The 23,191-nt window shown below is 63.6% G+C and carries 20 protein-coding genes; 18 read left to right on the top strand and 2 right to left on the bottom strand.

Annotation, left to right across the window (positions count from 1 at the left end; genetic code table 11):
• Positions 1 to 19 precede the first annotated feature (19 nt).
• The 16 genes from steA to tyrS all read left to right on the top strand — a co-directional run bounded on the left by steA (position 20) and on the right by tyrS (position 17,950).
• Entirely contained in the window at positions 20 to 1,210 is a 1,191-nt protein-coding gene (gene steA / locus FWD29_04265; GenBank protein MCL2803155.1) for a putative cytokinetic ring protein SteA, read from the top strand.
• Positions 1,210 to 2,304, top strand: coding sequence for a copper transporter (locus FWD29_04260; protein MCL2803154.1), 1,095 nt, complete (start codon positions 1,210 to 1,212; stop codon positions 2,302 to 2,304). Before steA ends, FWD29_04260 begins: the two co-directional genes overlap by 1 nt.
• On the top strand, positions 2,301 to 3,185 hold the full coding sequence (locus FWD29_04255) for a hypothetical protein (protein ID MCL2803153.1): 885 nt from the start codon (positions 2,301 to 2,303) through the stop codon (positions 3,183 to 3,185). The genes FWD29_04260 and FWD29_04255 overlap by 4 nt, the downstream gene beginning before the upstream one ends.
• A gap of 5 nt (positions 3,186 to 3,190) precedes the next feature.
• A complete protein-coding gene (locus FWD29_04250) occupies positions 3,191 to 4,795 on the top strand; it encodes a virulence factor MviN (protein ID MCL2803152.1) in 1,605 nt (534 codons plus the stop codon).
• Between the two features lie 207 nt (positions 4,796 to 5,002).
• Positions 5,003 to 6,691, top strand: a complete 1,689-nt coding sequence (locus FWD29_04245; protein ID MCL2803151.1) for a CTP synthase — start codon at positions 5,003 to 5,005, stop codon at positions 6,689 to 6,691.
• Positions 6,688 to 7,392: an NUDIX hydrolase gene (locus tag FWD29_04240; GenBank protein ID MCL2803150.1), complete on the top strand. Its 705-nt coding sequence runs from the start codon at positions 6,688 to 6,690 to the stop codon at positions 7,390 to 7,392. Before FWD29_04245 ends, FWD29_04240 begins: the two co-directional genes overlap by 4 nt.
• Positions 7,393 to 7,776: 384 nt before the next feature.
• Positions 7,777 to 8,490 (top strand): helix-turn-helix domain-containing protein, encoded by a 714-nt coding sequence (locus FWD29_04235; protein MCL2803149.1) that lies wholly within the window; start codon positions 7,777 to 7,779, stop codon positions 8,488 to 8,490.
• Complete coding sequence (sufB, locus tag FWD29_04230) at positions 8,487 to 9,899, top strand: Fe-S cluster assembly protein SufB (GenBank protein ID MCL2803148.1); 1,413 nt, start codon at positions 8,487 to 8,489, stop codon at positions 9,897 to 9,899. The genes FWD29_04235 and sufB overlap by 4 nt, the downstream gene beginning before the upstream one ends.
• Positions 9,900 to 11,069: a SufD family Fe-S cluster assembly protein gene (locus FWD29_04225; protein MCL2803147.1), complete on the top strand. Its 1,170-nt coding sequence runs from the start codon at positions 9,900 to 9,902 to the stop codon at positions 11,067 to 11,069. It abuts the gene before it with no gap.
• The gene (locus FWD29_04220; GenBank protein MCL2803146.1) at positions 11,069 to 11,476 is read left to right on the top strand and encodes a Rieske 2Fe-2S domain-containing protein; all 408 of its coding nucleotides are present in this window, start codon (positions 11,069 to 11,071) and stop codon (positions 11,474 to 11,476) included. Before FWD29_04225 ends, FWD29_04220 begins: the two co-directional genes overlap by 1 nt.
• Complete coding sequence (gene sufC, locus FWD29_04215; protein MCL2803145.1) at positions 11,473 to 12,234, top strand: Fe-S cluster assembly ATPase SufC; 762 nt, start codon at positions 11,473 to 11,475, stop codon at positions 12,232 to 12,234. Before FWD29_04220 ends, sufC begins: the two co-directional genes overlap by 4 nt.
• On the top strand, positions 12,234 to 13,529 hold the full coding sequence (locus FWD29_04210) for a SufS family cysteine desulfurase (GenBank protein MCL2803144.1): 1,296 nt from the start codon (positions 12,234 to 12,236) through the stop codon (positions 13,527 to 13,529). The genes sufC and FWD29_04210 overlap by 1 nt, the downstream gene beginning before the upstream one ends.
• The gene (locus FWD29_04205) at positions 13,529 to 14,014 is read left to right on the top strand and encodes an SUF system NifU family Fe-S cluster assembly protein (GenBank protein MCL2803143.1); all 486 of its coding nucleotides are present in this window, start codon (positions 13,529 to 13,531) and stop codon (positions 14,012 to 14,014) included. Before FWD29_04210 ends, FWD29_04205 begins: the two co-directional genes overlap by 1 nt.
• A gap of 134 nt (positions 14,015 to 14,148) precedes the next feature.
• Entirely contained in the window at positions 14,149 to 14,457 is a 309-nt protein-coding gene (locus tag FWD29_04200; GenBank protein MCL2803142.1) for a metal-sulfur cluster assembly factor, read from the top strand.
• 142 nt (positions 14,458 to 14,599) lie between these two features.
• On the top strand, positions 14,600 to 16,336 hold the full coding sequence (locus FWD29_04195) for a hypothetical protein (protein MCL2803141.1): 1,737 nt from the start codon (positions 14,600 to 14,602) through the stop codon (positions 16,334 to 16,336).
• A gap of 387 nt (positions 16,337 to 16,723) precedes the next feature.
• On the top strand, positions 16,724 to 17,950 hold the full coding sequence (gene tyrS, locus FWD29_04190; protein MCL2803140.1) for a tyrosine--tRNA ligase: 1,227 nt from the start codon (positions 16,724 to 16,726) through the stop codon (positions 17,948 to 17,950).
• A gap of 236 nt (positions 17,951 to 18,186) precedes the next feature.
• Here tyrS and FWD29_04185 read toward each other — a convergent pair whose 3' ends face one another.
• Positions 18,187 to 18,801, bottom strand: coding sequence for a hypothetical protein (locus FWD29_04185; GenBank protein ID MCL2803139.1), 615 nt, complete (start codon positions 18,799 to 18,801; stop codon positions 18,187 to 18,189).
• Between FWD29_04185 and FWD29_04180 the strand changes: the two genes are divergently transcribed.
• A complete protein-coding gene (locus FWD29_04180) occupies positions 18,779 to 20,629 on the top strand; it encodes an RNA polymerase sigma factor (GenBank protein ID MCL2803138.1) in 1,851 nt (616 codons plus the stop codon). The two genes, FWD29_04185 and FWD29_04180, sit on opposite strands and share 23 nt — an antisense overlap.
• A gap of 45 nt (positions 20,630 to 20,674) precedes the next feature.
• Here the strand turns inward: FWD29_04180 and FWD29_04175 are convergent, their stop codons facing one another.
• The gene (locus FWD29_04175; protein ID MCL2803137.1) at positions 20,675 to 20,899 is read right to left on the bottom strand and encodes a hypothetical protein; all 225 of its coding nucleotides are present in this window, start codon (positions 20,897 to 20,899) and stop codon (positions 20,675 to 20,677) included.
• 121 nt (positions 20,900 to 21,020) lie between these two features.
• On the opposite strand from FWD29_04175, the gene FWD29_04170 reads away from it, so the two are divergent.
• Positions 21,021 to 23,132 carry a type IIA DNA topoisomerase subunit B gene (locus tag FWD29_04170; protein MCL2803136.1) on the top strand — a complete coding sequence of 704 codons (2,112 nt, stop codon included), beginning with the start codon at positions 21,021 to 21,023 and terminating at the stop codon, positions 23,130 to 23,132.
• Positions 23,133 to 23,191 lie beyond the last annotated feature (59 nt).

The raw sequence follows: 23,191 nt of genomic DNA, 5'->3' as shown, positions 1-23,191 counted from the left end.
GGGACAATAGGGCTGGCCCATGAAAAAGCTGCTGCACCGCAAATCGTCACCGCCGCCCGCCGGGCAGACCCTGCGCGGCCAGGTGCGCCGCGACGCGCGCACCAAGAACCTGACACCAAAGCTCCAAATTGGTGAAGTCGCGGTAATTGACCACCAAGACTTGGACCGGATAGCGGCCGAGGCGCTGGCGGCAGCCCGGCCGGTGGCGGTGCTAAACGCGGCCAAGTCGTGTTCGTCGCGCTTTCCCAATCTTGGACCGGAGGTCTTGATCCAGGCTGGGATTGCCCTGATCGATGACTTGGGCCCGGCAGTGATGGAACTGGGTCAAGGTGACAAAGTCGAAGTCTTGACCGGCTCCGGGCAGGTCAAGCTGGACGGCCGCACTATCGCCACCGGTCAGGTCCAGACAGAGCAATCCGTGGCCCATTCGATGGCGCTGGCCCGGCGTGGCCTGAAAGCCGCCATGACGGATTTCGCCGCCAACACGATGACCTATCTGGAAGGCGAATACGAGCAATTCTTCGATCACCAAGACCTGCCGGAGATCAAAACCGATTTGGCGGGTCGGCCGGTCCTGGTGGTTGTACGCGGCTACCACTACATCGAAGACCTGGCCGTGCTGAAACCGTATGTGTCAGAGGCCAAACCGGTCATCATCGGTGTTGATGGGGGAGCCGACGCCGTCATCGAAGCTGGCCTAAAACCGGACATGGTGGTGGGCGATATGGATTCGGTCGGTGACAAGGCCCTGAGCTGCGGGGCAGAGCTAGTGCTGCACGCCTATCGCGACGGCCGGGCGCCTGGAGCGCGCCGGCTGGAGCGGCTGGGGTTGGAGTTTGTCACCCTGCCAGCCCCAGGCACCAGCGAGGATGTCGCCTTGATGATTGCTGACGATAAGGGCGCGGAGCTGATTGTGGCGGTCGGCACCCATATGACACTGGTTGAGTTTCTCGACAAAGGCCGCGAAGGCATGGCCTCGACCTTCCTGACTCGCCTGCGAGTGGGTGGCAAACTGGTTGACGCCAAAGGCGTCTCGCAGCTCTACCGCCGCGGGGTTTCGAACCTGCAAATCGTCGCTCTATGCGCGGCCGGACTGGTCACGCTGCTGGCAGCGTTAGGGGCCACCCCAGTGGGGCACGCCTTCTTCGAGGTAATTGGAGCCAGTTTTGATGACGCCTGGGCTTGGATCAAGTCGGTGATGCCAGGATGATGAACTTCCGCTATCACATTGTTTCCTTGGTTTCGGTTTTCCTGGCCCTGGCAGTTGGGATTGTGCTGGGTGCCGGGCCTTTGCGCGGACCGATCGAGTCTGGTTTCGAGGACCAGATCAAGTCGCTGCGGGCAGACAAGGACGTGTTGCGCTCCGAACTTGACCAGGCCTTGGCCATCAACCAGTTTGCTGGTGATGGTTTCGAGGCGACTTGGACCGAGTTGATTGACGGCGAACTGGCCGAGACACCCGTGGCGATCCTGGCCTACGGGCCTGACCTGGAGGAACGCCTCGAGGCGGTGCGTCTTGGGCTGGATCGGGCTGGGGCGGAATTGACCAATGTGGTGCGGCTTGAGGACAAATACTTTGACCTAGGCGGGGCCGAGCGGGTCGATATTGAAGCCGCGCTGCTCGAACTGGGTTTGGAGCGGGGCCAGGACTTGGCCGGGGACTTGATTAGCCAGGCCTTGGCGGCGGTGCTGGCCGGTCGCCTGCCGCCGGCCGCGCTGCCCGGTGGTGAAGAGGCCAGTGACGCCGCGCCAGTGGGCGGCGGCGAGGGCCTTGGCGGCGAGGCAGTATCGCCTAGCCCCGATTCCGGCGAGGGCAATATGCCAGCCGAACCAGTCGAGGCCTTCGATGTGGGGGCGGCCTGGGACATTTTGAGTGGGGCCCGGCTGCTGGGCGGCGAGGCGCCAAGCCAAGCGGCCCAGGTGGTAGTGGTGTTGACCTCTCATCTTGACCAGGAGGATAAGGCGCCGGCTAATGACGAACTCGAAGGCCGGGCTGAAACGGCGAACGGGTTGTGGTTGACCTTGGCCAAGCAGGAACTATCGGTGGTGATTTGCGGTCCCTCGAGCCAAGAAGGCGATCTGGTGGCGTTGGGCCGGGCGGAAGAGGCGCTGAGGGAGGTGGTCTCAACCCTGGACGCACCGGTGATTGCGGCTGAGGTGATCGGGGCCGTGCGGGCCGCAGGGCTGGGGTTGCAAGGGATTTTTGGTGACTATGGCCTGGGCGGGCCCGGCGAACAGGCCTTGCCGCCGGCGCCGCCCCGGGTGGTGGAGAACGGCCTGGCGGTAAACGGGGGCGGCCGGTGAACCAATGGCAACGGCCTAACTACCGGGGCCAAGTCGTTGATCTACGTGGTGGGTTGGTCTTGGCCGGCGGCCTGGTGGCGGCGGGGTTGCTGGCCCCGGGCCGGGCTAGGCAGCGCCTGGGCGCCTCGGGGGCGGTGGCGCTGGCCGCGGCGGTGGGGTTCGTTGACGACCACCGGGGTGACGCTTCGTCCAAAGGCCTACGTGGCCACCTGGGCGCCTTGCGCCAAGGGCGCGTCACCACCGGCCTGATCAAGATAGTTGGACTGGGTACGGCAGCGGCGTTAGCTGCGGCCTGCGAGCCTGGCAGTTCATTGGCCAGTGCCGCGCCCCGGCGCCCTGGTTTGAGGGCTGGGGCGGCCTGGGCGATCGACACCACGGTAATCGCTGGGCTGGCCAACGTTGTCAACTTGCTGGATTTACGCCCTGGCCGGGCCTTGAAGGCGGCGGCGCTGCCGCTGGCGGCCTCGCTAGCTGGCCGCAGGGGCGGGCGGTGGCTGGGTGGCCTGTCGTTGGCCATGAGCGCGGCGGCGCTACCGGGTGATCTAGGGGAAAAGACCATGCTGGGCGACTGCGGTGCCGGCGCTTTGGGCACGGCCGCCGGGCTGGCGGTGGTGCGTTCGGCGCCCCTGCCGGTGCGAACGGCGGTGGCTGGTTTGGTGGCCGGGCTGACCCTGGCCTCAGAGCGAGCCTCGTTCAGCGCCGTCATCGCCAAGTCGCCCTGGCTCGACCGGCTCGATCAGCTTGGCACAACTCGTAAGCCGGGTTCCGAACTGGTCGAGCAGGCGTACCAAGGGCGGGTTCCCGAAGCCACACAGCCAGACAGTCTTGGGGCAGGTCCTGGGTCGATGTCCTTAGATCCGAGCCCGGGACAGCCGGAATGAAAGGCGTGGCCAAAGGGGTCGCCCGGGGGGCCTTGCTGATTTCGGTCGTGACCATCATTTCCCGGCTGATGGGTTTTGCCCGCTGGGCGGCTTTTTCCCATGCTGTCGGCTCGACGGCGGCCGGTTCGGCCTACACCGGGGCCAACGCTCTGCCCAATGTCGTTTTCGAGGTCGCCGCCGGTGGGGCCCTGGCCTCGGTGGTGGTGCCATTGTTGGCGGTGCCGCTAGCCGACAAACTGCGCGGCCAGGCCTCCCAAATCGCCTCGGCCCTGGCGACGTGGGCCATGATCGTGTTGCTGCCCCTGGCCGGCGCCTTGGCTTTGGCGGCCGGGCCGCTGGCTGGCTTGTTGATCAGCCCTGATATCGAGGCGGCTAGCCCCGGCACACAAGCCTTGGCGGCCACGCTGATCAGGATGTTCGCCCTTCAAGTGCCCCTTTACGGATTGGGTGTGCTGGCCGGTGGCTGTCTCCAGGCCGGCCAGCGGTTCTTGTGGCCAGCCTTGGCGCCGGCGCTGTCCTCGGCCGCGGTTATCACGGTTTACCTGCTGTTTGGTGGGCTAGTTAAGGGCCATCCCGATTCCCCCCAGACGCTTGGCAGCAGTGCGGTGGCACTCTTGGGCTGGGGCACCACTGCCGGTGTGGCGGTGCTGACCCTGCCGTTGCTGGTGCCACTGTGGCGCTCGGGAGTGCGGCTGCGCCCCTGCCTGCGTTTCCCGGCGGGGGTCGCCCGCCAAGCCTTCAACCTGGCCTTGGCTGGGATTGGCGCCTTGCTGGCCCAGCAAGCTTCGGTTCTAGTGATCGCCCTGCTGGCAGGCAACTATGGCGCCGGTGGCACCTTGCCGACCTACTACTACGCCCAGGCGCTGTACATGCTGCCTTACGCCATCGGCGCTGTGCCCTTGGCCATCGCCGCTTTCCCGCAGTTGGCCAACGCCGCGGCCAAAGGCGATAGCCAAGCCCTCAACGCCAGTGCGGCCTTGGCCCTGCGGGCTGTGGTGGCAGTGTCTGTGGCCGGGGCGGTGGCATTAGTGGCGGTGGCGCCGGCCTTGGAGCAGGCTTTTGCTGCGCTCGATGTCGGCAACGTCGGCTCGTTGTGGATCTGCCTGTGTCTAATGGCGCCGGGTTTGGTGGGTTATGGGTTGATGGCGCTTTGCCAAAGGCTGCTCTACGCCGTCCACAAGGGCCATTTGGCGGCTCTGGCCAGCGCCCTGGGCTGGTTAACAGTGGCGTTAGTGCCGGTCTATGTCTTGGTTCTTATGTCGCGTGGAGTTTCGCGAGAAGCTGGCTGGGCCGATCTGTTTACCCTGGCGGCTCTGGGTCTTGGCACCTCGATAGGCATGACGGTGGCGGGGATTGGACTGCTGGTAGCGGTGGCGCGCAGCCTGGGCTCAAGTGCTTTGGCCGGGCTTGGCCGCACGTCGGTGCTGGCCGTGGTGGCCGGGGTGGTTGGCGCCGTGGCTGGCCGTTTGGTGGCTGGGCTGGCGCTTTGGCCTGGTTTGGGTGGTGCCGTGGTGGCGTCGCTGGCCGGTGGCCTGGTGGCGGCGGCGGTGGTGGCGGGCACAGTCCTGCTGGTTGAACGTGACCTGCTACCAGCCCTACGGCGCTGGTAAGCGCAATCTGCCACCGGCTTTGCGCCGCTATTGGCCGCGAGGTTGAGCTTTGGCATAAACCACCCCTGACCAGCCCCGTTACCGCGAGGTTGAGCTTTGGCATGAGGGCCGGGGCGGGAGGCGGCATCGGGCAGAGGGGATGACAAGCCGGCCCGGCCTGGGCGTGTTGACAAGGCCAACCCGCTACCGCCAGTAGACTGGAGGCCCGTGGAACAACGCGCCAGCTTGCGCGCCGATGAGGCGCCCACCGTCGTCAGGCAGATTTTCGTCACCGGGGGTGTGGCCTCCTCCCTAGGCAAGGGCCTAACTGCATCGTCACTGGGCCAACTGCTGCGCTCGCGCGGTTTGCGCGTAGTAATGCAAAAGCTCGACCCCTACCTCAACGTCGATCCAGGCACCATGAACCCCTTCCAGCACGGTGAGGTTTTCGTGACAGACGACGGGGCGGAAACCGACCTCGACATTGGCCACTACGAGCGTTTCTTAGACACGGCCCTGGACGCCGGCGCCAACGTCACCACTGGTCAGATCTATTCGAAAGTCATCGCCAAGGAACGCCAAGGCGAGTACCTAGGGGACACTGTCCAGGTCATCCCGCATATCACCGATGAGATCAAAGCCCGGATGCGGGCCCAGGCCACCGACCAGGTCGATGTGGTCATCACCGAGATTGGCGGCACAGTCGGCGACATCGAATCACTGCCCTTCTTGGAGGCCGCCCGCCAGGTCCGCCAGGACCTGGGGCGCGACAACTGCTTCTTCTGCCATGTCTCGCTGGTGCCGTTCATTGGGCCCTCGCAGGAGCTCAAGACCAAACCAACCCAGCATTCGGTGGCGGCGCTGCGCTCTATCGGCATCCAACCAGACGCCATAGTTTGCCGGGCGGACCGCGACTTGCCGGAATCGATCAAACGGAAAATCGCCTTGATGTGCGACGTTGACGTGGCCGCCGTGGTCACTTGTGAGGACGCTGCCTCGATCTACGACATTCCGAAGGTGCTGCACACCGGTGGCCTGGACGCCTATGTGGTCCAAAGGCTGCAACTGCCGTTCCGCGATGTCGACTGGACCGATTGGGGCCAGTTGCTGGACCGGGTTCACAATCCGTCGCATGAGCTGACCGTGGCTCTGGTGGGCAAATACGTCGATCTGCCGGACGCCTACTTGTCGGTGACAGAGGCCCTGCGGGCCGGAGGTATCCAACGCAGCGCCAAAGTCAACCTGCGTTGGGTCCAGAGCGACGAATGCGACAACCCGGCTACCGCTCGCCAGCTCCTGGCTGACGTTGACGCCGTCGTGGTGCCAGGCGGTTTTGGCATCAGAGGGATTGACGGCAAAGTTGGTGCACTGAAAGTCGCCCGCGAAAACGGCATCCCCACCCTGGGTTTGTGCCTAGGCCTGCAATGCATGGTGATCGAATTCGCCCGCAACGTCTTGGGTCTGGAAGGTGCCTCATCCAGCGAGTTCGACCCGGAGACACCTCATCCGGTGGTCGCCACAATGGCTGAACAAGAACTGGTCGTCAACGGGAATGGCGATTTGGGTGGTTCGATGCGTTTGGGTTCCTACCCGGCCACCCTGGTGGCCGATTCGCTAGTGGCCTACGCCTACGGCACGCTTCGGGTCGACGAGCGCCACCGCCACCGCTATGAGGTGGCCAACGCCTACCGCGACCGGCTCAGCGAAGCCGGCCTGCGCATCTCCGGTACCTCACCGGACGGCCAACTGGTTGAATGCGTCGAACTGGAGACGTCCATGCATCCCTATTACGTTGGCACCCAGGCCCATCCGGAATTCAAATCCCGCCCCACCAAACCGCACCCGCTCTTCGCCGGGCTGATCGGTGCCGCCTTGGCCAGGCAATCGGAAGGCCGCCTGCTCGAGGTCGAGGCGTGAAAGACCGGGCCAAGGCCTTTGTTGGGGCCCTGACCGCGGGCGCCAACCTGGGCGCCGATGCCGATTTGGGCCTGGACGGCGAAGGCGTGCACAACCCGGGGGCTGAAGGCGTTCACGACCTGCCGGTAAGTCATCCTGTCAGGGATAGCGAGACCGTTTTTGCCGGGCGGATTTGGGACATCGTGGCCGATGTCGTGGCCTTGCCTTCCGGCCAAGAGGTGCGCCGGGAGTACATGCGTCACCCTGGTGCCGCCGCTGTGATTGCCCTGAACGCCGCCGGCCAGGTGCTGCTGCAGCGGCAATACCGACACCCGGTTCGCGCCGAGCTATTTGAGCCGCCGGCCGGCCTACTGGACGAGGTGGGCGAGCCGGTCATAGAAGCCGCCAAACGCGAACTGGCCGAAGAGGCTGACCTGATGGCGGGGGACTGGCGCCACCTGTTGACATTCAACTCCACACCCGGCGGCACGGACGAGGTCATTCACGTTTTCCTGGCGCGCGACCTGGCCGAGGTTCCAGCGGCTGAGCGGCATGAGCGGGTCGATGAAGAGGCCGATCTGGTGCCTGTCTGGCTGGATCTGGATCAGGCCTGCGCCCTAGTCATGTCCGGTGCCCTGCGTTCGCCCACGGCCGTGGTGGGCTTACTGGCGGCCGTCCGGGCCAGGGACACCGCCGGCTTCGACGCCCTGCCCCCGTCCTAGGGACTCCGCTGGCTTCGACGCCCTGCCCCCGGCCTAGACTCTTTCCTGCAATACCTCGGACTCGCTGCAAAGGAGCAGGTTAGAGGCAGTTTTGTCGCGAGGTTGAGCTTTGGCATGGAGCCAAATTCGCAGATGCGGACCTGGCCTGAATAGCAAGTCATCGAAAGCTCGGTCTGGCTGCAAAGGAGCAGGTTAGAGGCAGTTTTCTCGCGAGGTTGAGCTTTGGCATGCTGGCAACCTGGCGGAACCGAATAGGGCCCAGGGGCCCGGGGATGATCCAGTTGCTGACACTTGGGCCCGGTTGATTGGCTTTGAGCTGAATCACCTTGTAGGCTGATGAGGTTTTCGTCACAGACTTGTTGCGCATTGGGAAAGGGGCGGCCGGTGTCGTTGGCTCAAGAAATAGTTGGAGCCCCCAGCCTGGACGGAGACCACCCCACTAGGGACGCCGTGCTGCAGCTGGTCTTGCGCCGCGGCCCAATCACCACCGGTGGCATTGCTCAGGCCCTGGGACTGGCCCAGGCCGGTGTTCGCCGTCACTTATCTGTGCTGGAATCCAGGAACCTGATCGAAGAGCACCAGATCTCCACCACCGGTCGCGGCCGCGGCCGCCCCGCCAGGTATTTTGTCGCCACCAACGCCGCCCACCGGGAGCAGGTTTCCGAGGCCCACTCACTAGCTGTTGACGCGCTGAGCTACTTAGCGAACCTGGTTGGCCCAGAGGCAACCAAAGGCTTCGCCCGGCACCGGGCCGGCGTGCTGGTTGACCGTTACGCCACCAGGGTCGAACAAGCCGGAGTTGACCCGGAGGCCAGGGCCAACGCCCTGGCCCGGGCTTTGAACGAAGATGGTTTTGCTGCCACGGTACGTCCAGGACCAGGCGGTTTCGCGGTGCAGCTATGCCAGGGTCACTGCCCGGTACACCAAGTGGCCGAGGCCTATCCCGAGATTTGCCAGGCCGAGACCAGCGCCATCGGCGAACTGCTAGGCGTGCACGTCCAACGATTGGCAACCCTGGCTGACGGCCACCACGTTTGCACCACCTGTGTGCCGCTTGACACAACCGGCGCCTGTATCTCGGCCCAGGTTGGGGAATGACTTCCAGCCAGGATCAGAACCTAGAGTCACTGGGGCAGTACGCCTACGGCTGGCGCGACAAGGACACCGCCGGTGAGAGTGCCAGGCGCGGCTTGACCCAAGCCGTGGTCGAAGAGATCAGCGCCATCAAGCAAGAGCCTGAATGGATGCTGCAAACCAGGCTCAAAGCCCTGAAGATCTTCGAACGCAAGGCGCTACCAAACTGGGGCGCCGACCTGACCAAAATCGACTTCGACTCGATGAAGTACTACGTCAGGCCGGTCGACCGGCCGGCCACCAGCTGGGAGGACCTGCCGGAAGAAATCAAACGCACCTACGACCGGCTGGGTATCCCAGAGGCAGAAAAGCAGCGGCTAGTTGCCGGCGTGGCGGCCCAATACGAATCGGAAGTGGTTTACCACCAGATCCGTGATGACCTGGAGGAACAAGGCGTCGTTTTCCTTGACACCGACACCGCCTTGAAGGAACACGAGGACACCTTCAAGCAGTACTTTGGCACTATTGTCCCGCCCAGCGATAACAAGTTCGCTGCCCTCAACACTGCGGTCTGGTCCGGCGGATCGTTCATCTACGTCCCGCCCGGCGTCCACGTCAGAATCCCTCTCCAGGCCTACTTCCGGATCAACACTGAGAACATGGGCCAGTTCGAGCGCACCTTGATCATTGCCGATGAAGGTTCGCAGGTTCATTACGTCGAAGGCTGCACTGCCCCGATCTACAAAACCGATTCGCTGCATTCGGCCGTGGTCGAGATCCTGGTGGGCAAAAACGCCCGCGTCCGCTACACCACCATCCAAAACTGGTCCACCAACGTATACAACCTGGTGACCAAACGCACCCGGGTCGAGGCCCACGGCGTCATGGAGTGGGTTGACGGCAACATCGGCTCGAAGACGTCGATGAAATACCCGGCCTGCGTCTTGGCCGGTGAAGGCGCCCGCGGCGAGACCTTGTCAATCGCTTTCGCTGGCCAGAAACAGCACCAGGACACCGGCGCCAAAATGATCCACGCCGCGCCCAAGACCTCCAGTTCGGTGGTGTCGAAGTCGATTTCGCGCGGCGGCGGGCGGACCTCGTTTCGCGGCCTGATCGAAATGCAGGCTGGCGCCCACCAGGCCAAAAGCTCGGTCGTTTGCGACGCCCTGCTGGTCGATGACATTTCCCAAACCGACACCTATCCCTATGTTGACGTGGGCGAAGAAGATGTCACCATGGGCCACGAAGCCACCGTCTCGCGGGTCAGCCAAGATCAGCTGTTCTACCTGATGTCACGCGGCTTGCCGGAAGTCGAGGCCATGGCCATGATGGTGCGCGGCTTTATCGAGCCAGTGGCGCGCGAACTGCCCATGGAATACGCCCTTGAGCTCAACCGCCTGATCGAATTGCAGATGGAAGGATCGGTGGGCTAGATGACAGCCACAGCCGGACCGGTCCTGGCTCCACCCAAACACCGGGCCGAGCGCCTGGCCAGTTATGACCCGGCTGCCTTTGCCCGCCCCAGCAGCAGGGAAGAGGCCTGGCGCTTTTGTCCCTTGGGCCGCCTGGCCCCGCTACTCGATGGGCCTTGGACGCCGGCGCCGGATTTGCTTTTGGCCGATGCCGGCCCTCACCTCAGCTACGCCAAGGTCACCCAGGCGCATGGGCAGGTTGGTTTGGCTCCGCCGCCAATCGACCAGGTGGCGGCTTTGGCTTGGGTTCAAGCCGGTGCCGTTGATCTGATCACACTGGAGGGCAGCAGCGACCAAGCCGCCACAGGGCGCCTTGTCTTGGCCAACCAGGGAGAGGTGGCGGTCAGCCATCTGGTGATCCACGCCAAGGCCGGATCAAAGACCAAGTTGGTGCTGGACCACAAAGGCCAAGGCCGGTTGAACCAGACCGTCGAGGTTGTGGTCGACGAAGCGGCCGAGCTGACCCTGGCGGCAATCCACAACTGGGACGGCGGCAGCTGCCAGGCCGGGGACACGGCACCGGCCGCCCACCACAGCGCCCACCGCCTGGTCTTGGGGCCCGGCGCCAAGCTGCGCCATATCCTGGTCAACGCCGGCGGCGGGCTGATCAGATCAACCGTGCAAGCCGCCTTGGCCGGCCAGGGCGCACAGCTTGAACTCGACGGCATCAACCTGACCGGCGCTGGCCAGCATCACGAAGCCCAGCTGCTGATTGACCACCAGGCTCCTGACTGCGTCTCGCGCGCCACCTACAAAGGCGCCTTACTTGAACCAACCGCCCGCTCGGTCTGGGTTGGCGACGTTGTCATACGGGCCCAGGCCACCGGCACCGACACCTACCAGGAAAACCGGAACCTGGTGCTGGCCAAGGGGGCCAGGGCGGATTCGGTGCCCAATCTGGAAATCCTGACCGGGAAGATTGAAGGCGCCGGTCATGCCAGCGCCACCGGTCAATTCGACGCTGAGCAGCTGTTTTACTTGATGAGCCGGGGGATTAGCGCTGGTGAGGCCCGCTCAATGGTGGTACGGGCGTTTTTCGCCGAGCTGATTGGCCGCCTCGACCTGCCCGGACTTGAACAAGACTTGCTCGAACTGACTGACCGCAAACTACAACCAGGAGGACAGACCTGATGACCCGTGTGCGAGTTGGAACCACCAACCAAATCCCCCCTGGCCAGGTCATGGGGTTTCAAATCCGGCTGGGCCGGGCGGCCGGCGAACCACCTTTGGTGATTGGCCCGGCCAGTGAAGAAAGCCCGCCCGGGACAGTGGCTGTGACCGTGGTCCAGACTAAAGACGGCGACTGGTATGGCCTTGGCGGTTTGTGCACACACCGGCCGGCCGTTCTATCTGAAGGTTTTGTCGAAGACTGCCAGTTGGAATGTCCACGCCACGGCGCCCGTTTTGACCTGGCCACCGGCGGGGTTCTAGCCGGCCCGGCCACCGAGGCGGTGGCGACCTACCAGGTGGTTGTGGCAGATGACGTTGTCTACCTCGAAATCGAACCAAGTGGTGGTGCGGGAAGCGGCCAGGTATGACAGCACTTGACATCCGTGACCTGCACGTCTCTGTCGAGACGGCCGAAGGCGACATCCCTATTCTGAACGGGCTGAGCCTGAAGGTTGAACCAGGTCAAACCCACGCCATTATGGGGCCAAACGGTTCAGGCAAGTCGACCCTGGCCTACGCCTTGGCTGGCCGGCCCGGCTACAAGGTCACCCGCGGCGAAGTCACCATGGACGGACAAGACCTGCTGGCCGTGCCGGTCGACGCGAGGGCTCGGGCCGGGCTGTTTTTGGCCATGCAATACCCGGTCGAGGTGCCTGGAGTCTCGGTAGCCAACTTCCTGCGCACAGCCAAAACGGCCGTGGCCGGCCGGCCGCCGCCGCTCAGAGCCTGGGTCAAACAGGTTGGCTCAACTATGGATGAACTGCGCTTCGACCGGTCCTTCTCTGAACGCTCGGTCAACGAAGGCTTTTCCGGTGGAGAGAAGAAGCGGCTGGAAATCCTGCAAATGGAGTTGCTCGAACCGAAATACGCCGTCCTGGATGAAACCGACTCCGGTTTGGATGTTGATGCGCTCAGGATCGTTTCTGAGGGGGTCAACCGGGCTCAGGCCACAAGCGGCTGCGGCATCATGCTGATCACCCACTACACCCGAATCTTGCGCTACATCAAACCGCAGTTCGTTCATGTTTTGGTCCAAGGCCGGGTGGTCGAGCAGGGCGGCCCTGACCTGGCCACAGTGCTAGAAGACCATGGCTACGACCGCTTTGTTCGGGGGGTTGGTGAGTAATGCGCGTTGATGGCGACGCCCAGCCGGCGGGCCTGGCTGACCAGCCCGCCGACCCACTGACGGGTGGCGAGGTAGAGGAACTGCGCCATCTGTTTCCTGAACTATCGCGCTCTGTGCGCGGCGGCGTCCGGCTGATCTACCTCGATTCGGCTGCCACCGCCCAACGCGTCAAAACCGGCCTGGACGCCCAGCATGATTTCGCCACTTCACATAACGCCGCTGTGCACCGGGCCACTCATGCCATTGCTGAAGAAGCCACTTTGCTTTACGAGGCTGCCCGGGCCCAGACGGCCGCCTTCTTTGGGGTCAGGGACAACGAAATCATCTTCACCGCCGGTACCACTGCCGCCATCAACTTGTTGGCCTGGTCGCTGAACGCCTCATCCAGGGTTGGCCAAGGCGACCGGATCGTCGTGACCCAGGCCGAGCACCACTCAAACTTGGTGCCCTGGCAGCGTCTGGCCGCCATGACCGGGGCTGAGCTGGCCTATTTGCCAGTTGGGCCGGACGGCCGGATCGACATCTCCGGCCTGGATCAGATCGTCACCGAGAGGACCAAGGTGGTGGCCTTTGGCCATGCCTCAAATGTCACCGGGGCCGTGGCCGATGTCGCCCCCATAACCGCCGCCGCCCAGGCCGTGGGCGCCTTCACGGTGCTGGATGCCGCCCAAACCGCGCCGCACCAACCGGTTGACCTGGCCGCCTTGGGGGTCGATTTCGCCGCCGTTTCCAGTCACAAAATGTATGGGCCTATGGCGATTGGCGCACTCTATGGGCGCTACGAACTTCTTGAGGCCCTGACCCCGGGTGCTTTTGGCGGCTCGATGGTGGAGATTGTGACGATGCGGGAGGCCACTTTCATGCCACCGCCGGCCCGGTTTGAGTCCGGCACGCCGCCGGTCAGTGCCGCCATTGGTTGGGCTGCCGCTTTGAAGTGGCTTCAGTCGGTTGGGCTGGATCGGATCGCTGCCCGGGAGACCGAACTGACCAGGTGGCTGCTTGATGGCCTGTCTTTGATCGATGGCATCCGGGTGCTGGGACCGACCGAGACTTCGGCGCGAATTGGCGTGGTCTCATTTGAGATTGCCGGGGTTCATCCGCACGATGCCGGCCAGTACCTTGACGGAGAAGGCGTGGCCGTGCGGGTGGGTCACCATTGCGCCCAGCCGCTGCACCGGGCCTTGGGCGTGACGGCCTCGACCAGGGCCTCACTTGGCGTTTATACCACAACTGAGGAACTGGACCGCTGCCTTGAAGTCTTGGCTCAGGTTCGGCCCTATTTTGGAGTGGCCTGATGGTGGCGATGGACCAGCTCTACCAGCAGCTGATTATGGACGAGGCCCGCTACCCACGCGGGCGCGGCTTGGCTGAGTCATTTGATGGCGAGTCATTTCAGGTCAACCCGACTTGTGGCGACCGGGTCCGCTTGCGAGTGTCAGTCAACGGCGACCAGCTGGCCGCCGTCACCTGGGACGGCCAGGGTTGCGCTATCTCGATGGCTTCGACCTCGATTATGACCGAGCTGACCAAGAGTGAGGCTCTACCTGAGGTTGACACTTTGTCTGAGGCCATGAACGAGTTGATGCATTCGCGTGGCCAGGGCGTTAGTTCTGACTGCGAAGACTTGCTGGGTGACGCCATGGCATTTGAGGGTGTCTCGCTTTACCCAATGCGCATCAAATGCGCCTTACTGGGCTGGATGGCCCTGAAAGACGCCCTGGCTAAGGCCAGAGCGGGGGATAATAGCCCTGCCCAAGTTCCAGAAGGGATCGAATCTTGACCAGTGCATCTGGCCCCGACTTCACCTCGCCGGCCTTTGCCGCGCCGCCACCGGTGGACCTGGCCCAAGCCAGCCCGGCTGCCGGGGCGAGCCAAGCTGCGGCCGCCGCCGCGGCGGCATCGGACAACCCGGCCCTGCCAACCGAAGACGATGTGGCCGAGGCCCTGCGCGACGTAATCGACCCCGAACTGGGTATTAACGTGGTAGACCTGGGACTGCTTTACGGAGTCGACATCCAGCCGGACGGCCATGTGCGGGTAGATATGACCTTGACCTCGGCCGCCTGTCCGCTGACCGACATGATCGAATCCCAGGCTGCGGCCTCGCTGGAGGGTATGGCTGCCAGCGTCGTTATCAACTGGGTTTGGACACCGCCCTGGGGGCCGGATCGGATCAGCGAGGATGGCCGCGAACAGCTACGTGCCCTGGGGTTTAACGTCTAAGGGAATTGTCGCGCCAACTATGTGAAATGCCCAGCAAATCAGGTACTCTAGGCCGTGGCCTAGGCACTTGCCTGGGCTGGATGTTGCCCTGTGCCAAACATGGCGTTCGGTGCTGGGTGTTCTCGAGGGAGAGACACGAAGAATGAAACGCAAGGTAGTAGGCGGATTTGCGGCGCTGGTTCTGGCTGGCGCAACCCTTTTGGGCGGACAAGTGGCGGGGGCGACCACTGTTTCTGGCAACCCGGTTGACCCGCCTGTGCCCGGCACGCTCGCGGGCCTTCCCGGCACAACTGGTTACCTCGCGGCGGTGGGCTTGTCTGGGGTGACTTTGTACCCACAGGCCGGTCTTGAGCAGCACCAGCTTGATCACATTGACTACGGCGTCAATGCTGGCCAGGGTTTCGTCTCAGTAGAAGACTGCCCGCTGGACGATATCAACGTGGGTTACGTCTTTGCCGAGGCCAATGGGTCCTTGCAGGTGCAAATCCAGGGCCTGCTCGAGCTGGCTAATCCGGCCAACAATCCATCTTTGACCTTGGATATTGATGACATCCTCGGCCTGCTTACGGGCGTAGAGTTAACGGTTGATCTGGCCGGATCGGTCTTGGGTGGTGCCGTAAGCGTCACCGGGACTGCGACGATTGATCTCGGTGCCGGCACCGCAAAGGTGTCCACGAGCTTGCCTCCGATTGACAGTGTTGTAGAGGGCCTGCTCAACACCCAGCTTCAGGGCCAGATCAGGACTGCCCTGGCCGCCTACACGCTGGGTATTCCACTGAGCGATGTCCTGGCCGCGGTGCCGCCGCTTAACGTCAACCAAAACGTCAATGTGCCGTTCATCTTTGGCGAGGAGTTTTCTAACTTGGTCAACGGCAATGACGCCGTGCTTGATCCGGCAGGTGCTGTCCCCGGCACCTGGTTGGCCCAGCTTGACCAGAGCTTTAGCGGCAGTTGGGTACCAGGTACCACCAACATTGGCGGTGCCAACTTGTCCACTATCCTAGCCAACGCCGTGTCCGGCGCGATCACCGCGGCCTTTAGCAATGGCACCGTCCAGGCCGCGCTTGGGGCGGCTCTAAATGCGGCCTCGGCCCAGATTAACGCGTTGCTTGGAACCGCTCTTGCGGGTCTCAACGTCAATAGCAGTTACATGGGTATTCCGTATTCGCTTAGCGTGACACCACAGCCCCTGTCGCAGGCGTCGATCGACCAGCTGGTATTGAACGCCGGCACGCTTTTGGCAGCCAAGTCCGCTTCGTGGATCCCAACCGTCTTGGACAACACCCAGGTCACGGGCAGCCTCCAGACTGACTTCACCGTTGGAGCTGTTCAGAGCGTGATGCTGGCGGATGTCGACTTTGTTCCAGTGGTGCACCAGCTTGACGTCTCAACTGCGGCCATAACTCTGGGGGTTGGCCAATCAGTTAGCCTGACAGCCGAACTGAACTCGCTGTTGGCCAGGGCCGGAGCTCCGGGCAACATCACCGCTATCAACTTCTCCTCGGGCACAGCCCATCCGGGTGTGGCCTCGGTCGTTGGCACCTTTGGCAGCGTCATTACCTCGCATGTAGCCACGATCACCGGTATTACCCCCGGCACAACCGTGCTCAACATCACTGTTGACGTCGAATGCAATGGCACCATCGTGACCTATTCCATTCAGGTACCGGTCACGGTCACGGCTGGTCCAGGTCCAGGCCCGGGTCCAGGTCCAGGGCCGGGCGGCCCAGGGGCAGCCGGAGCTGGACCGGGTGGCGGCCTGTCCTTCACCGGTACTGCTGGGTTCAGTCTTTACGTAGCGATCGCTTTGACCATGGCGGTGGCTGGTGGCCTGCTCAGGCGCCACGGCCGCATCAACACGCTCAAGCACCGCGCCTAACCAGCTCGTTCGCGCGAGGCCGAGCTTTGGCATAGCCCGGCAGCAGTGGCGACGCGCCGCCTAGCGGCGCGCACCCACCGTGTCATGCGCTAGCCGCATCAACACGCTCAAGCACCGCGCCTAACCAGCTCATTCGCGCGAGAGAGAGCTTTGGCATAACCCGGCAACAGTGGGGACGCGCCGCCTAGTGGCGCGCACCCACCGTGTCATGCGCTAGCCGCCTAACCAGCTCATTCGCGCGAGAGAGAGCTTTGGCATGATCCGGGCTTCTGGTGCGGCGCGGGGCGTTTGGGCAGTTCTTGCTGCCCTTAGGGCCAGCCGCTGGGCATAATAGAGCGCGTGTCTAATTCCCCGGTGGTCCTGGCGGACCTGACGGCTCGCGGGCTAATGGCCCAATGCACCGATGAAGCGGCCCTGGCGGCTCATCTGGCCAAGGGCCCAGCGACCTATTACTGCGGTTTTGACCCAACGGCGCCGTCGCTGCATATTGGCAACCTGGTACAGATCCTGACCTTGCGCCGGCTGCAGCAAGCCGGCCACAAGCCGCTGGGACTAGTTGGCGGCGCCACAGGCTTGATTGGCGACCCAAAGCTGACCGGTGAGCGGGTCATGAACGCCCCGGATGTGGTGGCCGGCTGGGTCGACCGGATTCGCGTCCAGATCGAGCCGTTGCTGGACTTTGAAGGGCCATTCGCCGCCCGCATGGTCAACAACCTCGACTGGACGTCGGGGCTCGGCGCCATCGACCTGCTGCGAGAGGTCGGCAAGCATTTCCGGCTGTCAAACATGCTGGCCAAGCAGACGGTTGCCCGCCGCCTCGAATCCGACCAGGGCCTGAGCTACACCGAGTTTTCCTACCAGGTGCTGCAAGGCATGGACTTCATGGAGCTGTACAAACGCTACGACTGCACCCTGCAGACCGGGGGTAACGATCAGTGGGGCAACCTGGTGGCCGGGGTTGAGCTGATCCGCAAAGCCCTGGGAGCTGAGGCCCACGCCTTCACCACACCGCTGGTGACCAAGGCTGACGGCACTAAGTTTGGCAAAACCGAATCCGGCACCATCTGGCTGGACGCCGCCATGACCACTCCTTATGCCTTCCACCAGTTCTGGCTCAACGCCGATGACCGCGACGTCGACAACTACCTCAGAGTCTTCTCCTTCCGGTCGATGGAGGAATTGGCTCAGTTGGCCCAAGCAACACAAGAGCGTGCCCATGAGCGGGCGGCTCAAAGGGCGTTGGCCGATGACGTAACCTGCCTTGTCCACGGCCCTGCGGCGACGAAGCAGGTCACCCAGGCGGCGGCGGCGCTTTTCGGTGGTGGTGACCTCCGTGCGCTGGACTTGCCCACCCTTCAGGCGGCCGTGGCCGAGTTGCCGCGGGCCACAACCAGTGAGCCAGCGCCGCTGGTCAGTGACCTGCTGGCGACTAGCGGCATCGAAGCATCAAAAGGGGCGGCGCGGCGCACCATCAGATCTGGGGGCGCCTACCTCAACAACGCCAAGGTCCAATCCGAGGATCAACCCCTTGAGCCTGACGATTGGCTACACGGGCGGTTCGCCCTGGTCAGGCGGGGACGCAAAACACTTGGTGTGGCCGAGCTGTTGTCCTGAGGCCCACAGGGCACGGTTGGCCTCCCCCGCCCTGGCCGGGTCGGTTCTGCCGACAGGTGAGGTTTTGGCTCAAATCGCGGCTTGACGGGAACACCACTGACCAGAGCACCGTTATACTTGCCGGGACTTCGCGCGCCCTAATACTCTCCCGCTACCAGACTGGCGTCCGGTTTGCGGTGCGACAACCAGCCCGGCGCTCGAGGCGCCGTCAACTCGGTTCAGTCCTGCTGAACTGTTTATCTACTAAGGAGACCACCGGTGGCAAAGGCTTCCGCGCCGTCCGTTGACAAAACTCCCGCCAAGAAGGCGACAAGTGCCAAGCCGGCAACCAAGTCTGCCCGCTCGGGCGCGGCGGCTTCGCCGCGCGCGGCCAAGGTCGCCACCAAACCGGCCAGCCCTGCCGTCAAGGCCTCTGACTCAAAGACTGCTCCAGCCAAAAAGGCAACGACTGCCAAGGCGGCACCGGCAACGAAGGCGGCCCTTGCCAAGACGGCACCTGCCAAGACGGCACCGGTCAAAGAGGCGACTGGGACCAAAGCTAGCTCGGCCGCCAAGACTGGCGCCGCGAAAACCGCCACAACCAAGGCCTCGGCTGCTAAGACCACGGCTGCCAAAGCGGTGGCCAAAGAGACCTCGGCGGCAAAAGCAACCGCGGCCAAGACGACCACAGGCGCCAAGGCTCCGGCTCGAAAGGCGCCAGTGGCGAAGGTCGGGGCTGACAAGCCGGTTGAGGCTGAGACCACGACCGCGACAAAGGCGCCGGCCAAGAAGGCCACCACCGGCAAGACCGCGGCGGCGGCCAAGACGGCACCAGCTAAGAAGGCGCCAGTGGCGAAGGTCGGGGCTGACAAACCGGTTGAGGCTGAGACCACGACCGCGACAAAGGCGCCAGCCAAGAATGCCACCACCGGCAAGACCGCGGCGCCGGCCAAGACGGCACCAGCTAAGAAGGCCACCACCGCCAAGACCGCGGCGGCGGCCAAGACGGCACCAGCTAAGAAGGCGCCGGCCAAGGAGACCACCGCCGCCAAGACGACGGCGGCGGCCAAGTCGGCACCAGCGAAGAAGGCGGCGGCCAAGGAGACCACCGCCGCCAAGACGACGGCGGCGGCCAAAACGGCCACTACGAAGAAGGCGCCAGTGACCAAGGCCAGGGCTGACAAGCCGGTTGAGGCCGAGACCGCTGCCGCCGCTAAGGCCCCGGCCAAAAAGACCACCGCAGCGACCAAGACGGCACCAGCTAAGAAGGCGCCGGCCAAGAAGGCCACCACCGCCAAGACCAAGGCCGCAAAGCCAGCCGAAGCCAAAGCTGCGGAAAAAGCCCCGGCCAGCAAAGCGACATCGGGCAAGGGCGGAACGGATGCGGATGGCGCCGCCAAGGGCGCCGTTGAGAAACCGGCCGCCAAGGACTCGGGCGCAAAGGCCACGGCCACTAAGGCTCCGGCCAAGAAGACCGGCGGTAGGAGTAGAAAAGCCAAAGCGGACAAAGTCGTCGTGACCGAGGTCTTGGTCGAAGAGATTGAGGTCAAGGTCGACGGCCAGGTCGCGGTGGACGTTGAGGTCGTCGCGGTGGCTGAAGCTGAATTGCAGGCTGGCAGTGCCGACGCAGCCGCAGCTGCTGCGGCAGCCGCCACCGTCGCGGCGGCCAAAGGCCAAGCCGGGGCTGAGCCTGTGCCCGGCGGCGAACCAGAAACTGAGGACGAGGTCGGCTTTGTCTATTCGGACAGCGACGATGACGACGCGCCAGCCCAGCAGGTCCAGGTGGCCGGCGCTACGGCTGACCCAGTCAAGGACTACCTCAAACAGATCGGCAAGGTCGCCCTGCTTAACGCCGAACAGGAAGTCGAGCTGGCCAAACGGATCGAGGCCGGGCTGTTTGCTGAGGAAAAGCTGGCCAGCCCGCCTGAAGCCGAGCCCAAACTTAGGCGCGAACTGGAGTGGTTGGCCAACGATGGCGAACGGGCCAAGAACCACCTGCTTGAAGCCAACTTAAGGTTGGTGGTGTCGCTGGCCAAGCGTTACACCGGCCGTGGCATGTTGTTTTTGGACCTGATCCAAGAAGGCAACTTGGGTTTGATCAGGGCCGTGGAGAAGTTCGACTACACCAAGGGCTATAAGTTCTCCACCTACGCCACCTGGTGGATTCGCCAGGCCATTACTCGGGCCATGGCGGACCAAGCCCGGACCATCCGGATCCCTGTCCACATGGTCGAGGTCATTAACAAACTGGCCCGGGTCCAGCGGCAGATGCTCCAAGACTTGGGACGCGAACCGACTCCGGAAGAACTGGGCAAGGAACTCGATATGACACCGGAAAAGGTGGTCGAGGTCCAAAAGTACGGCCGCGAACCGATTTCGCTGCACACCCCGTTGGGCGAGGACGGCGACAGCGAGTTTGGAGACCTGATCGAGGATTCCGAGGCAGTGGTGCCGGCCGACGCGGTCAGCTTTACGCTGCTACAGGAGCAACTCCACGCCGTGCTGGACACTCTGAGCGAACGCGAGGCCGGCGTGGTCTCAATGCGCTTTGGCCTGACTGACGGACAGCCCAAAACACTCGACGAGATTGGCAAGGTCTACGGCGTCACGCGCGAGCGGATCAGGCAAATCGAATCGAAGACCATGTCGAAGCTGCGCCACCCCAGCCGGTCGCAGGTTTTGAGAGACTACCTGGACTAGGGGGCTGGCGGCCGGCCTGATTCAGCTAATCGGCTTACTCCCGGCTCATTCCGGTTGGTCGGCTTTGCCTAGCTGGTCGGTCTGGTCGTCGATTTGGCGGGCGACTAGCTGCAACTGCTCCATTGCCCGGCGTCCATGGTGGGCGCAGAATAGCAGGTCGCCGCTTCGAAACACGGCCCGGATATAGGCCTGGGCGCCGCAACGATCACAGCGGTCGGCGCTGGAAAGCCGCTGGGCCTGGGTCGTAGTCACCGTCGCATCAAACCACATACCACCCCCAATGAAACCAATGCCGGTGATGTTCTGCTGCACGCTTAACCACCTCTGAGTGACTTTACCGAAACCGGCGCGGGGCAGAAGCGATGTCAGTGGGTATACCTAGACTGCTGGGGTGTCGTTAGCGCCGCCTGGTCAATACACCGCCCGCCACTTGCAGGTCCTTGAGGGACTCGAAGCGGTGCGCAAGCGGCCGGGCATGTACATTGGCTCGACCGATTCGCGCGGCCTGATGCACTGCGCCTGGGAGATTATCGACAACGCCGTCGATGAGGCTTTGGCCGGCTATTGCGACCAGATTGTCATTACGTTGCACCCCGACGGTTCACTTGAGGTCGAAGACAACGGCCGTGGCATCCCGGTTGACATTGAGCCAAAAACCGGCTTGACCGGGGTTGAGGTGGTTTTCACCAAGCTGCATGCCGGCGGCAAATTTGGCGGCGCCGGCAACGGCTACGGCGCGGCTGGCGGTTTGCATGGGGTTGGGGCCTCGGTTGTCAACGCGCTCTCGGCTCGGATGGACGTCTCGGTCACCCGCGGCGGCAAGGTCCGCACTATGTGCTTCCACCGGGGCGAGCCAGGCGAGTTCGACGATGCCGGCGGGCGGGGTCCGGCATCGGCCTTCAGGCCTTTCACCGACGCCAGCCTGCTGGCCGTGACCGGCAAAGCCCCGGCGAAGAGGACCGGCACGCGCGTGCGTTACTGGGCGGATGACCAAGTCTTCCCCGACCCGCAGGGCTACTTGATCGAGGCGCTGAAGGACCGAGCCCGGCAGACCTCTTTCCTGGTGCCCGGCTTGAAGCTGTTGGTCAAGGATTCCCGGGCCAGCGCCGGCGGCGGAGTTGAAGAGTTCGTCCACCTTGGGGGAGTGGTTGACTATGTCGAGTATCTCGCCCCTGACCATGCCATCCAGGACACCTGGCATATCCGCGGCAGTGGTGAATTCGTCGAATCTGTCCAGCAGCTGGACGAGGACGGTCAGCTGCACCCGGCGGAAGTCGAGCGAACCTGCGAGGTTGAGGTGGCCCTGCGCTGGGGCACGGGTTATGACACGACGGTGCGGCCGTTCGTCAACATCATCGCCACGACCAAAGGTGGCACCCACCTGCAAGGTTTCGAACAGGGTCTGGTCAAAGCGGTGCGGGGCGCGGTCGAGGCTAGCGCCCGGCGGCTGAAGATCTCGGCCAAGGATGGGGCCGAGCGGATCGAAAAGGACGATGTGCTGGCCGGCTTGACGGCGGTGGTGACGGTCCGCCTGGCCGAGCCACAATTCGAGGGCCAAACCAAGGAGGTGCTGGGTACCGCGCCGGTGCGGGCGATTGTTTCCAAGGTGGTCTACAAGGCGTTGTCCAAGCGCTTGGCCGCCACTAAGAAGGACGCCAAGGCCCAAGCCCATGTGGTCTTGGACAAAGTGGTGGCCGAAATGCGAGCTCGGATCGCGGCTAGGACCCACAAGGAAATTTCCCGGCGGAAAACTGCTTTGGAAACGTCTTCAATGCCGTCCAAGCTGGTCGACTGCCGGTCTAGCGAGGTCGAAGGCTCGGAGCTGTTCATCGTTGAGGGCGATTCGGCCCTGGGCACGGCCCGGCCGGCGCGGGACTCGAACTTTCAGGCTTTGTTGCCGATTCGCGGCAAGATCCTTAATACGCAAAAGGCCTCGATCACCGACATGTTGAAGAACGCCGAATGTGCCGCCATCATCCAGGTGGTCGGGGCCGGTTCGGGGCGGACCTTTGAGTTGGACCAGGTCCGTTACGGCAAGGTCATTTTGATGACAGACGCTGACGTGGACGGAGCTCATATCCGGACTCTGCTGCTGACGTTGTTCTTCCGCTACATGCGGCCCATAGTTGAGGCCGGCCGGGTTTATGCGGCCGTGCCGCCGCTGCACCGGGTGCAGATTTCTGGATCTCGGTCGAAAAAACCGGAGCATGTCTACACCTATTCGGAGGCTGAACTGAAATCGCTGCTAAGCCGGTTGGAGCGGTCTGGGCGGGGCTACACCCAGCCGGTCCAACGGTTCAAGGGTCTGGGCGAAATGGACGCCGACCAGCTGGCCGAGACCACTATGGACCCCGAGCGGCGCTTACTGCGCCGGGTGACAATGCGGGACGCGGCGGCGGCCGAGCGGATCTTTGAGCTTCTGATGGGTAACGAGGTGGCGCCGCGGCGGGAGTTCATTGTTGAAGGTGCCGGAGCTTTGGACCGCCAACGCATTGATGCCTAAGAGCGGGCCTGGGCGTGCCTTGCCGGGCGTGGGGTACACCTGCTGCCTTGGTTGGGGAG

The sequence above is a fragment of the Micrococcales bacterium genome (assembly GCA_009784895.1).
In the GTDB taxonomy this organism is placed as follows: domain Bacteria; phylum Actinomycetota; class Actinomycetes; order Actinomycetales; family WQXJ01; genus WQXJ01.
This window is presented reverse-complemented; position numbering and strand designations above follow the sequence as displayed.